Source organism: Bacillus sp. FSL R10-2780, from assembly GCF_038006125.1.
Taxonomy (GTDB): domain Bacteria; phylum Bacillota; class Bacilli; order Bacillales; family Bacillaceae_G; genus Bacillus_A; species Bacillus_A cereus_U.
Genome location: NZ_JBBOUQ010000001.1, coordinates 3,268,596 through 3,280,832, shown reverse-complemented (window position 1 = coordinate 3,280,832; position 12,237 = coordinate 3,268,596). Strand labels below are relative to the sequence as shown.

Genomic DNA, 12,237 nt, shown 5'->3' with positions numbered 1-12,237 from the left:
AAAATCCATTATAACATACTCATAAGGTTCATATGGAAGGGACACACTAAAGGAGAATTGAAGCAAGGAGGGACAAGTATGGCAGAGCGTCAATCACTTGAATCGTATATTACACAAGCGGAAGAAGCGGTGGAATATGCGAAAGAACAATTAGACCAAGGCATGAGACAAGAGCATTACAATACGATGGAGTATTCAGATGCGCAGTTGCAATTAGAACAAGCATATAACGACTTACAAACGATGCAGCAACATGCGAATGATGAGCAACGTGAGCAGTTAAATAGAGCACGTATGGCAATTCGCCAATTGCAACATCAAATGATTATTACACCGCACTAATAAGGAGTGAATGTAATGGCGAAACGTTCAGATCAAAATAATCCAGAGCAAAAAACGCAAAATGGACACAACGCTGAGTTTTCAAATGAGCTTGATCCTGTTGTTCAAGTGAAACAGCGTAATAGTAAAAAAGGACAACCTCAAAGATCAAAGCAATCAGAGTAACCAGGTCGCAATATGACCTGGTTTTATTTTATTACAAAAGTGTAAGGTAAATGTAATGTTAACAAATAGCAGTTCCCCTCCAAAAGGCGCAGAATAGGTAATGGAAAAACAAGCGTAGGAGGATATATATGACGAAACCAGTTGTAGACGTGAAAAACGTTCAAAAAGTGTACGGTAAAAAAGGTGAGAACCAATCACACGCATTAAAAGGTGTTTCATTCTCAATTCAAGAGGGTGAATTTGTTGGGATTATGGGACCTTCTGGTTCTGGTAAAACGACATTATTAAATGTAATTTCAACACTAGATAAAGCAACGGGCGGCGTTGTGGAAATAGCAGGTACGGACATTACGAAAATGAAACAAGGTGAGCTTTCTGATTTCCGTTCACAAAAATTGGGGTTCATCTTCCAAGATTTTAACTTATTAGAGAACTTATCTATTTATGAAAACATTGCACTTCCACTTTCACTTCAAGGTGTTTCATCACGTAATATTGGACCGAAAGTAGAAAAAGTAGCAGATATGTTAGGGATTTCAGCAATACTTCAAAAGTATCCATCTGAAGTATCTGGTGGACAGAAACAGCGTTCAGCAGCAGCGCGCGCTTTAGTGCATGAGCCTGCAATTATTTTAGGGGACGAGCCAACAGGAGCTCTTGATTCTAAAAATGCAGCAAGTTTACTTGATGCGATGACAAACTTAAATGAAGAACAAGGTGTATCTATTATGATGGTTACTCACGATCCATATAGTGCAAGTTACTGTCAGCGTATTTTATTCATTCAAGATGGTGAGCTATATAAAGAAATTCACCGCGGTGGTACGCGTGAAGAGTTTTATAAAGAAATTTTAGATGTGCTTGCAGACTTAGGCACACAAAAAGCGTAAGAAAGGAGGTCTAGGGCATGTTATTTAAACTTTCCATGTCAGGGCTGAAAAGTAAGCTAAAGGATTATATCGTCTTACTTGTCGGTCTTGTTATGTCTATTTCAATTTTTTATATGTTTCAAACGTTAGCACTGAATAAAGCGTTTATTGAATCCAATTCTGTCATTAAGTCTATTGGCTTCGTATTCCAAGCAGGTTCATTTCTATTAGCAATTATAACGTTCTTCTACATTTTATATGCGAACTCTTTCTTATTATCTCTTCGTCAAAAAGAGTTTGGTATGTATATGATGTTAGGAGCAAAAAAGCATAAAGTTACATTACTTATGTTTATTGAAACGATTGTATTAGGTGCTGCGTCTCTTGCGATTGGACTTACAGTTGGTGTAGGACTTGCAGAAGGTATCGGTCAGTTATTAATGAAACAATTGGAATTTGCTGGCGAAGGCTATAAAGCATTTTATCTACCATCTATGACTGTTACTTGCATATTCTTCTTTGCACTATTTGTATTATCGGCAATTATGAATAGTATTAAATTATCTCGTATTTCTGTATTACAACTTGTACATGCAGATGCACAAACAGAACGTGTTGCAGTAAAAGGAAAAATGACAGGTTTAGTTGCATTCCTTGCGGTTATTTTATTAGGAATTGGCTATGCATCAATGATTTATATGGAAAAACTAAGAGAAATGGGAATCCTAATTGCATTAATTACAACAACAGCCGGTACTTACATGCTATTTGGATCACTTCTCCCGGTCATTATTAAAAAGTTAAAGAGTAATAAAAAACGTAGTGAAAAAGGGCTTAACGCTTTTACTTTTGCACAATTAAATTTCCGTATTAATAGTTTAACAAAGGTTCTTGCGACAGTAGCGATGTTAGTTGCTCTTGGAGCTGGTGCAATTTCAGGTGGTATGGCGTTTAAAAATAACGTTATAAAAATGGTAGATGGTTTAGTAATATATGATTCAGTTGTTCATAACCCTACAGCTGAAGAAAAGAAAATTTTAGATGGTATTACATTTAAAGAGAAAAATGAATATCGTTACAAAGTTGATGATAAATACGTTTATTATGTAAAAGAAGATTTAGAGAACAATCGTCCTTTAGTAAAAGATATGGCAAATATGGAATCGATGAAGGATTTAGTAAATACGAAAAAAGTTTCAGAGGAACTACCAGTAGGTGCAGTTTCTAGAGAAATGAATGAAAAAGATGCGAACGCTAAAGAACTTTCAGAAGAATGGGTAGATGCTTTTAGTACAATCCATCCATATTATATATACGAAGATCATGCAATTAAGATTGTAGATCAAAAAACGTACGATGGGATAAATGGTAAAGAAGGTATAGCATTTATCGGAAAAACAGATGACTTTTTAACATATACAAAAGAATGGAAAAAACTTGACGAGTTGCAGCTAGATAAATATAAAAATGTAACAGCTGAAAGAATGAACAGCAAATATCAATCTTACGATATGTTCTATGGTGTTGCGAGTGGAACAGTATTTATGGGCTTCTTCCTTGGAATTGCTTTCTTGGCGATGATGGCAAGTTGCTTAATGTTTAAAATTCTTTCTGGTGCATCAAAAGATATTACACGCTATCAAATGCTTCGTAAAATCGGTGTGCGCCGTGAATTATTAACAAAATCAATTTATAAAGAGTTATTCTTAGTATTCTTATTCCCGGCAATTGTGGGTATCGCCCACGTATTAGTTGGTATGAATATTTTCGGATTTATTTTAGTTGATCCGTACTTCCGTATTTGGATACCAATTGTAATTTTCGTAGTCATTTATGCGATTTACTACTTCATTACAGTTCAATTGTATAAAGGAATTGTTCTTCCGAAAGAAGATTAATAACGAAAAATACCGAGCAGAGGGTGCTCGGTATTTTTTGTTATTTTCAGAAAAAATAACAAAATCATTGATATGTTACTTAATTGTAGTATACAATATAATTAAGTAACATAAACTAAATGTATAAAGTAGCGGAAAAGAAAGGAGGAATCCAACTTGCAGAAAGAAGATGGGTCTTTATTTGAAGTTATAGGCATAGCGCTAAGGTCAAAAGAAGTTTTACTATTTTCATCTTTATCCCTCGTTATTTTTCTAACCGCAACGTATTTTTACAATAGTAAGTTTCCAAATCATAAATATCCAGAATTTTTAGGTGTATTAAAGTATATCGCTCCAATTGTATAGTGTAAAAAAAATTAAAAGGTAATGGATAATACATGGAAATCTCATAGCATGATAAGGTAAAATGGACAACATAATGAGAAAATTACCGTTCATAAGATGAGGAGAATACATGTATGGAAGTTGTAGAGGCATTAAAGAATATAGAGCACATTCAGGCTATGAAAGAATATTTAAAAGAACACTCGCAGCGAGATTATCTTTTATTTGTTATTGGGATTAACACTGGATTAAAAATTACAGAACTACTGAGTATTAAATTTGAAGATGTATTAAATGAAGATGGAACTGTTAAAGAGTTTTATTCTCTTCCTGTGAAAGATGAAAAGTTTAAACAAGATATTTATTTAAATACAAAAGTAAAAGAGGCGCTTTTAGCGTACGTACAATCTTTTGATATTCAAAGAGAAAACTACGTATTTCAATCTAATAAAACAACAAATTCAATCTCACGCCAACAAGCGTATCGTGTTATCCATAGTGCAGCTGAAGCGGTCGGAATACTTGGTAAGATTGGAACGAACTCAATGAGAAAAACATTTGGATTTCATGCATATAAAAGAGGCATAGCAATCGCACTGTTGCAAAAACATTTTCATCACGCGACTCCGTCAGAAACGTTAAAGTATTTAGGGATATCAAAAGATGAAAAGTTTAAAACAGAGATTGATGTAGATTTGTAAAAGGGAAGAGCCGTAACTAAAAAATTTTAGGAGGCGGGAATATGAATATTAGAGAGAGTGAACTACCGGGCATTGGATGTAAATTTGAAGTGATAACAAAGGGTAATGAAAAAATGGTTATTGTTATTCACGATGATGGACGAAGGGAAATGTATCATTTCGATGTGGATCATGATGAGAGTATTTCAAGCATTTCTCTTCGCGATTCTGAGGCGAGACAAATTGCGGCTATATTAGGCGGGATGGTATATAGACCACAAGCTTTAGACACGATTGAGATGGCTTTTGAAGGATTATCAATTGAATGGTTTAAAGTAGAAAATAACGCACCAGTGGTACAAAAAACAATTGGTAGCTTACACGTTCGAAAAACATATAACGTAACAATCATTGCTATTTTGAAAAAGAATATGAAGAAATTCTTTAATCCAGGCCCAGATTCTATCATTGAAGCTGGCGATATGCTCGTATTATCGGGCGAAAGACATGAAGTGAAAAAAATTATTAATGAGTTACTTTCAGCAGGAGGTGACTCGTAATCGATGGATACTTTAATTTTTGAAGTTGGAACTGCGTTAGTATTAGTAGCTTTTGCAGCTATCCTCGCTGCAAAGTTAAAGTTTTCGATTATTCCGTTTCTCATTATACTCGGTATGCTAGTGGGGCCTCATGCCCCAGATTTAGGACTTATCGATTTAAGGTTTATTGAAAGCGGAGAAGTTATTTCCTTCCTCGGCCGTGTTGGCGTCATATTCCTCCTATTCTACTTAGGCTTAGAATTCTCAATAAAAAAATTAATTAAATCAGGAAAGTCGATTGCTTTTGGGGGTAGTGTTCATATATCGCTTAATTTCATATTAGGTTTACTTTATGGATATATAATGGGCTTCCCCTTACTCGAAACATTAATTATTGCGGGAATCATTACAATCTCATCGAGTGCAATTGTAGCGAAAGTAATCGTTGATTTAAGAAGAACTGGTAATAAAGAGACAGAACTAATTTTAGGAATCATTATGTTTGATGACATCTTTTTAGCTGTATATTTATCAGTCGTTTCAGGATTAGTACTCGGAGGTGCAACGTCATTTGTAGGTGCTCTTACATCCGTGTTAATCGCAGTAGGATATATGTTACTATTTTTTGTAATCGCTAGAAAAGCTACGCCGTTCCTAAATAAAGTATTAGATATTTCTTCAAACGAAATTTTTATTATCGTAATATTCGCTATTTTATTCTTTGTAGCAGGATTTTCAGAAACAATTCATGTTGCTGAGGCGATTGGAGCATTATTATTAGGACTCGTCTTTTCAGAAACAGAGCATAGTGATCGAATCGAGCATCTCGTCGTCCCGTTTCGTGATTTCTTTGGAGCTATATTTTTCTTCAGCTTCGGTTTAAGTATAGATCCGTTTTCGCTTGGAGGAGCAGTATGGTTGGCATTAGGAGCAGTTTTCATTACTCTTATCGGTAATTTTACAGCTGGAATGATTGCAGGGCGTAAAGCCGGGTTATCGCATAAGGCTTCTACGAATATTGGTTTAACACTTATATCACGCGGGGAATTCTCCATTATTGTCGCGAATCTCGGGATAGCGGGTGGCTTAATGGCAACGATTAAACCATTCTCAGCCTTATATGTTTTAATATTGGCGTCGTTAGGGCCATTATTAACGAAGGAGTCTGGGAGAATATACTCTCTACTAGACAAAATATTTAAATGGAGTGCTAAAGAAAGTGCAAAACGTAAAAAGGAAGTTGGATAACCTTTCGCGAGGGAACGATTCCATTGTTTATAGATTAATATTTTACAAAGACGATTAGAATACATTCTAATCGTCTTTGTGCTATTATCTGAATTTCATCAACTATTAATCAGTTGCCTTCCTATTTAAAAACGACTACAATTTTACTGTTATATATATGAACGAAAAAAAGAGAATAGGAGGGGAGACTATGCCAAGGAAAGTATGGCTATTAGTAGCTGGGATGATTATTAATGTCACGGGTGCTTCTTTTTTATGGCCTTTTAATACAATTTACTTACATGATAGTTTAGGGAAATCTTTATCAGTAGCCGGAATGGTATTAATGATCAACTCGCTTACTGGTGTAATCGGAAACTTGCTCGGCGGTGTTTTATTTGATAAATGGGGCGGTTATAAATCAATTTTAGTAGGGATTGTCATTACACTTGTATCGATTTTAGGTCTTGTATTTTTCCATGGTTGGCCGTTATATGTTGTGTGGCTAGCATTAATCGGATTCGGTTCTGGAATGGTGTTTCCATCGATGTATGCGATGGTTGGTACGGTTTGGCCAGAAGGCGGGAGACGAGCGTTCAATGCAATGTATGTTGGACAAAATGTTGGTATTGCTATTGGAACAGCGTGCGGTGGATTAGTTGCGTCTTATCGTTTTGATTATATTTTCTTAGCGAACTTTATTTTATACTTTATTTTCTTCTTAATTGCGTTTATTGGATTTCGTGGTATGGAAGCAAAAAAAGAGCAAGAGGTACAAAAAGAAGCCGAAACGAAAAAAGGTTGGTCACTTACACCTGGCTTCAAAGCGCTTCTAATCGTATGTGTAGCATATGCTTTATGCTGGGTTACATACGTACAGTGGCAAGGGGCAATTGCGACGTATATGCAAGGGTTAAATATTAGCCTTCGTCATTATAGTTTACTATGGACAATAAACGGGGCGATGATTGTTTGTGCGCAGCCGCTTGTTAGTATGCTAATTCGCTGGATGAAGCGCTCTTTAAAACAGCAAATTATGATTGGAATTATCATTTTTGCGGCGTCGTTTATTGTTTTAAGTCAAGCGCAGCAATTTACGATGTTCCTCGTTGCGATGGTGACATTGACAATTGGTGAATTATTCGTATGGCCGGCAATTCCAACCATTGCAAATATACTTGCGCCGAAAGATAAGCTAGGATTTTATCAAGGTGTTGTAAATAGCGCAGCGACTGTAGGGAAAATGTTCGGACCGGTCGTTGGCGGAGCGATTGTTGACTTATACAATATGGAAGTATTGTTTATAGCGATCATGGTAATGCTTGTAGTAGCGCTTATAGCAACGAGTATTTATGATAGACGAGTAAAAGTAGAAGAAACAGTTGAAGAAAAAATTGCAGTTTAGTTTGACGGAACATGCAACATGTTTTAGAATATATTTAATTAACTCATATTTGTAATAACAGTGAGAAGGAGTAGTAGTAATAGAAGCTGGTTTAGAGAGTTGACGGTCGGTGCAAGTCAATCCACGTTTCGTTATGAACTCGCCTTTGAGTTGCAGTTGTGAAATCATTAGTAGCAATTGCCGTTAATCCACGTTACGGATCTAAGCGAATGTATTTATTACATTAATTTAGGGTGGTACCGCGGGAATCTATAACCTCTCGTCCCTTTCTAGGGATGAGAGGTTTTTTGTATTTTGGGCGGTGAAAATAAATCGAATTTCAAGGAGGATATCTCATGAGCTTTAATCATCAAAAAATTGAGAAGAAGTGGCAAGGTCATTGGGAAGAGAATAAAACATTCCGTACGCCAGATGAGACAGAAAAACCAAAATTTTATGCACTAGATATGTTCCCATATCCATCAGGTGCAGGCTTACACGTAGGGCATCCAGAAGGATATACAGCGACAGATATTTTATCTCGTATGAAGCGTATGCAAGGGTATAACGTTCTTCATCCAATGGGATGGGATGCATTCGGTCTTCCAGCAGAGCAATATGCACTTGATACTGGAAATAGCCCGGCAGAATTTACAGAGCTTAATATTAATACGTTCCGTAATCAAATTAAAGCATTAGGTTTCTCTTACGATTGGGATCGTGAAGTAAATACAACAGATCCAACCTACTACAAGTGGACACAATGGATCTTCCTAAAACTATTTGAAAAAGGTTTAGCTTACGTTGATGAAGTACCTGTAAACTGGTGCCCAGCACTTGGTACAGTACTTGCGAATGAAGAAATAATTGACGGTAAGAGTGAGCGTGGTGGACATCCAGTTGAGCGTCGTCCGATGAGACAGTGGATGTTAAAAATTACAGCTTACGGAGATCGTCTATTAGAAGATCTAGATGAGCTTGACTGGCCAGAAAGCTTAAAAGATATGCAGCGTAACTGGATCGGTCGTTCTGAAGGTGCAGAAGTACACTTCAACATCGATGGTACAGATGAGAAATTTACAGTTTTCACAACGCGTCCTGATACACTATTTGGTGCAAGCTACTGTGTACTTGCTCCGGAACATGCACTTGTTGCTGACATTACAACACTAGAGCAAAAAGAAGCTGTAGAAGCTTACATTAATTCTGTAAAAATGAAGAGCGACCTAGAACGTACAGAACTTGCGAAAGAGAAAACTGGTGTATTCACTGGTGCTTACGCAGTTAACCCAGTAAATGGTGAGAAATTACCAATCTGGATCGCTGACTATGTTCTTGCAACTTACGGAACAGGTGCTGTAATGGCAGTTCCAGCTCACGATGAGCGTGACTATGAATTCGCATCAACGTTCAATCTTCCAATGAAGGAAGTTGTAAAAGGCGGAGACATTTCGAAAGAAGCATATACAGGCGATGGTGCGCACGTAAACTCAGCATTCCTTGATGGTTTAAATAAAGAAGAAGCAATTGTGAAAATGATTGAATGGCTTGAAGTAACAAGCGCAGGAAATCAAAAAGTAACGTATCGTCTACGTGATTGGTTATTTAGCCGTCAACGTTACTGGGGTGAGCCAATTCCAGTAATCCATTGGGAAGATGGTACAATGACAGCTGTGAAAGAAGAAGAATTACCATTAGTTCTTCCGAAAACAGAGAACATTCGTCCTTCAGGTACAGGTGAGTCACCACTTGCAAACATTGAAGAGTGGGTAAATGTTGTTGATCCTGAAACTGGTAAAAAAGGTCGTCGTGAAACAAATACAATGCCACAATGGGCTGGTAGCTGCTGGTACTACTTACGCTACATCGATCCAAACAACAGCGAAGCACTTGTAGATCCTGAAAAAGTAAAACAATGGCTTCCAGTTGATATTTATATCGGCGGAGCAGAGCACGCTGTACTTCACTTACTATATGCTCGTTTCTGGCATAAAGTATTATATGATATCGGTGTAGTTCCAACGAAAGAACCGTTCCAACAATTATTCAACCAAGGTATGATCTTAGGTGAAAACAACGAGAAAATGAGTAAATCAAAAGGTAACGTTGTAAATCCTGATGATATTGTAGCAAGCCACGGTGCAGATACACTTCGTCTATACGAAATGTTCATGGGACCATTAGATGCTTCAATCGCTTGGTCTGAAAATGGTCTTGACGGAGCTCGTCGTTTCCTAGACCGCGTATGGCGCCTATTCATTCAAGATAACGGTGAATTAAGTGAGAAAATTACTGATGCACCAAACAAAGAGCTTGAAAAAGCTTACCACCAAACAGTGAAGAAAGTAACAGAAGACTATGCAGAGCTTCGCTTCAACACAGCGATTTCTCAAATGATGGTATTCATCAACGATGCATACAAAGCTGAAACACTTCCGAAAGAATATGTAGAAGGTTTCGTAAAAATGATTGCACCAGTTGCACCTCACATCGGGGAAGAACTTTGGAGCAAGCTTGGATACAATGAAACAATCACATATGCAAGCTGGCCAACATTTGATGAGTCTAAACTTGTAGAAGATGAAGTTGAAATCGTTGTTCAAATTATGGGCAAAGTTCGCGCAAAACTAACAATGAGTAAAGACGCATCAAAAGAAGAAATGGAACAACTTGCACTTGAAGCAATTAAAGAACAAATCGAAGGAAAAGCAGTTCGTAAAGTAATTGTCGTTCCTGGAAAACTTGTTAACGTTGTTGCAAACTAATTAATTATTAATAAAAGCTCAGAGCGTTTATGCTCTGGGCTTTTTTATGTGAAAAATAAGTTCTGGATCCCCTTCATCAATGGAGAACGAAGAAAAAGGTGCGGAATTCCCATATAGACAAACACCTATTCTTCTATAGGAAATATGATAAAAAAGGTAGGTTAAATTGAGAAGAAGAGGTGAAAGGAATGAAAGGGATGGACAATAATGCACCACATGGCTTCTTCGGAGGTGGATCGGATAGTTATGGACAAATGATGTTCATGGGAGGAGATGGTCAACACGGATATGGCGGAATCCCAAGTTGGATGGGAGGAGCAGCTGGAGGATTTCCGACGTCAGTGGCGGGTGTACAAACAGGATTCCCAACATCAGTAGCTGGAGCACAAACAGGAATTCCGACATTAGTAGGAGGAGCACAAGGAGGAGTGCCTGTAGGTATGCCAACTACATTTCCATCTTTCGTGGGAGGAGCACAAGGAGGAGTACCTGTAGGTATGCCAACTACATTTCCATCCTTCGTGGGAGGCGTACAAACAGGATTTCCTGTACCTGGCGTCGGTGTTGTAGCTGGTGGAATCGGTGGTTTCCCACAAGGTGTTCACGGTCATCATGTGCACCATGGTCATCATCAGCACCACGGTCATCATCAGCACCACGGTCACCATCAACAACATGGCCATCATCAGCACCACGGTCACCATCAACAACAAGTACATCACCACGGTCATCACCAAATTCATCCGCAGGCTGTTCTTTTTCAAACACAACACCATCATCAAGGGCAACACCATCATCAAGGACAACACCATCATCAAGGGCAACACCATCATCAAGGGCAACACCATCATCAAGGGCAACACCATCATCAAGGACAACACCATCATCAAGGGCAACACCATCACCAAGGGCAACATCACCATCAAGGGCAGCAACATCATCAAGGACAACATCACCACCAAGGGCAGCAACATCAACAAGGACAACAACATCAACAAGGACAACAACAAATTTGGTACGGTGGAGGAGCTGGAACTGCGGCGGGAACAGCTGGAATTACAGCTGGAGCAGCGGGTCATGCTGGACATGTGGGACATTAATGAATTACATGAAAAATTCTCTTGTGCGCAAGGGGATTTTTTATTTTGAAGAAAAATATATTTGCATTTCGAAATGTAATCTTGAGTAGTAAAACACGAAGTTCATGACCTGTGAATGATAGTACAAAAAAGCTGCTAAGAATATTCCTAGCAGCTGCTCTTATATTATTTTCCTGCGTTTGCTAATGCCTCTTGACGTTGACGTTCAATTTCCGCACGAAGTTGTGGTTCTGGTGCTTCCCAGCCTTCTGGTTTTAAAATTTTGCCATCGCCCTCGCGGAATCGAGGTTTCCCATCAGGGAATAGTTTTGCCATGTTGGCGTTGTTTACAATTTCGAATCCTTTATCTGGACGTACGCCCATTTCTGCAAACGTTCCGAATGCAAAGTAAATAAGGTCAATAAGTGCATCATATTGATCTTCAACAGTTGTTGCTTCTAGAAATTCTTCTAACTCTTCTTGCATAAAGCTAGCACGAATTTTTGCGCGCTCTTCTGTTAGTTTTGTTGGAGTACTTGTCACAGGATGTCCGAATTCTTCATGCATTTTTGCAACAAGTTCGAATCCTTTATCTAAACCTTTTTCGTTTGTCATGTTGTTTCATCCTTTCTTACGTTATGCCGAAGTTTATTGTAACATAAGGTAGTTATTTAATAAAAAGAACATCTTATAGAAATAAGATGTTCGCTCGTTATTCTTCTTTTTTAATTAAAATAGATAAAATAAGGTCGATGCCAAACATACCAACAAGTAACATTGGTATAACAACAAGCAAATAACGTGTGAAAGAAACATTTTTTAAGTATGTATGAGCAAATAAAAAGACGCCGAGAAATAAAATACCATTTAAAATAGGTTTTATTAATTTTTTAGACATAAGCTCCCCCGTAAATATCCCTTTTCTCTATTTAAAAATAAAAACTCCCCTCTCCGTTGTACCATGC

13 protein-coding genes and 1 other annotated feature are annotated in these 12,237 nt (G+C 37.6%); of the genes, 11 read left to right on the top strand and 2 right to left on the bottom strand.

Translation table 11 applies throughout. The features are described 5' to 3' along the window. Window positions 1-78 precede the first annotated feature (78 nt). The 11 genes from NSQ47_RS17135 (at window position 79) to NSQ47_RS17085 (ending at window position 11,293) form a co-directional block, all read left to right on the top strand. Window positions 79-342, top strand: coding sequence for a YtzC family protein (locus NSQ47_RS17135; RefSeq protein WP_002112394.1), 264 nt, complete (start codon window positions 79-81; stop codon window positions 340-342). A 15-nt stretch (window positions 343-357) separates the two neighbouring features. Continuing rightward, window positions 358-507: a hypothetical protein gene (locus tag NSQ47_RS17130; protein WP_001129345.1), complete on the top strand. Its 150-nt coding sequence runs from the start codon at window positions 358-360 to the stop codon at window positions 505-507. A 128-nt stretch (window positions 508-635) separates the two neighbouring features. Next, window positions 636-1,397, top strand: coding sequence for an ABC transporter ATP-binding protein (locus NSQ47_RS17125; protein ID WP_016106411.1), 762 nt, complete (start codon window positions 636-638; stop codon window positions 1,395-1,397). Between the two features lie 17 nt (window positions 1,398-1,414). After that, window positions 1,415-3,274, top strand: a complete 1,860-nt coding sequence (locus tag NSQ47_RS17120) for an FtsX-like permease family protein (RefSeq protein ID WP_204208850.1) — start codon at window positions 1,415-1,417, stop codon at window positions 3,272-3,274. Between the two features lie 156 nt (window positions 3,275-3,430). Further along, a complete protein-coding gene (locus NSQ47_RS17115; RefSeq protein ID WP_002123196.1) occupies window positions 3,431-3,619 on the top strand; it encodes a hypothetical protein in 189 nt (62 codons plus the stop codon). Window positions 3,620-3,732: 113 nt separating this feature from the next. Next, the gene (locus NSQ47_RS17110; RefSeq protein ID WP_002160158.1) at window positions 3,733-4,299 is read left to right on the top strand and encodes a tyrosine-type recombinase/integrase; all 567 of its coding nucleotides are present in this window, start codon (window positions 3,733-3,735) and stop codon (window positions 4,297-4,299) included. Between the two features lie 41 nt (window positions 4,300-4,340). Beyond that, complete coding sequence (locus NSQ47_RS17105; protein WP_016106408.1) at window positions 4,341-4,838, top strand: cation:proton antiporter regulatory subunit; 498 nt, start codon at window positions 4,341-4,343, stop codon at window positions 4,836-4,838. Between the two features lie 3 nt (window positions 4,839-4,841). Beyond that, on the top strand, window positions 4,842-6,065 hold the full coding sequence (locus NSQ47_RS17100) for a cation:proton antiporter (protein ID WP_016106407.1): 1,224 nt from the start codon (window positions 4,842-4,844) through the stop codon (window positions 6,063-6,065). A gap of 190 nt (window positions 6,066-6,255) precedes the next feature. Beyond that, window positions 6,256-7,449: an MDR family MFS transporter gene (locus NSQ47_RS17095; protein WP_078180097.1), complete on the top strand. Its 1,194-nt coding sequence runs from the start codon at window positions 6,256-6,258 to the stop codon at window positions 7,447-7,449. A 51-nt stretch (window positions 7,450-7,500) separates the two neighbouring features. Then, window positions 7,501-7,719 (top strand) — a binding site (T-box leader). 65 nt (window positions 7,720-7,784) lie between these two features. Continuing rightward, window positions 7,785-10,193 (top strand): leucine--tRNA ligase, encoded by a 2,409-nt coding sequence (gene leuS / locus NSQ47_RS17090; protein WP_341037470.1) that lies wholly within the window; start codon window positions 7,785-7,787, stop codon window positions 10,191-10,193. 188 nt (window positions 10,194-10,381) lie between these two features. Continuing rightward, window positions 10,382-11,293 carry a VrrB protein gene (locus NSQ47_RS17085; RefSeq protein WP_341037468.1) on the top strand — a complete coding sequence of 304 codons (912 nt, stop codon included), beginning with the start codon at window positions 10,382-10,384 and terminating at the stop codon, window positions 11,291-11,293. Between the two features lie 165 nt (window positions 11,294-11,458). On the opposite strand, the gene NSQ47_RS17080 is transcribed toward NSQ47_RS17085, so the two are convergent. After that, entirely contained in the window at window positions 11,459-11,887 is a 429-nt protein-coding gene (locus NSQ47_RS17080) for a hypothetical protein (RefSeq protein WP_002160165.1), read from the bottom strand. Between the two features lie 97 nt (window positions 11,888-11,984). Then, window positions 11,985-12,170 (bottom strand): hypothetical protein, encoded by a 186-nt coding sequence (locus NSQ47_RS17075; protein ID WP_000038464.1) that lies wholly within the window; start codon window positions 12,168-12,170, stop codon window positions 11,985-11,987. Window positions 12,171-12,237: the final 67 nt, after the last annotated feature.